The sequence below is a fragment of the Chryseobacterium sp. BGARF1 genome (assembly GCF_001677955.1).
Lineage (GTDB): Bacteria > Bacteroidota > Bacteroidia > Flavobacteriales > Weeksellaceae > Chryseobacterium.
On sequence record NZ_LELA01000187.1, the window covers coordinates 1 to 264 of the forward strand.

Below are 264 nucleotides of genomic sequence, written 5' to 3' on the forward strand. Positions count from 1 at the left end.
ATTTCTTTCTTAAAGAAGGTGCAAAGGCTTCCAATATAAATCAATATCAATTTTGGAGACATGATAATAAACCTATTGAGTTGTGGAGCAATCATGTAATCAATCAAAAAATAAATTATGTACACCAAAATCCGGTTGAGGCAGGTTTGGTTTTTCGATCAGAGGATTATAGATACAGCAGCGCAATAGATTATTCTGATGAGAAAGGACTTTTGGATGATATTGTGGTTTTTAGAATGTTTGATTTATAGGATCACTGACCAC

Annotated in this window: 1 pseudogene; it reads left to right on the plus strand. The window is 33.0% G+C overall.

Annotation, left to right across the window (positions count from 1 at the left end):
* Positions 1–251: pseudogene (locus AB671_RS22610) on the plus strand (transposase); the annotation flags it as partial.
* Positions 252–264: the final 13 nt, after the last annotated feature.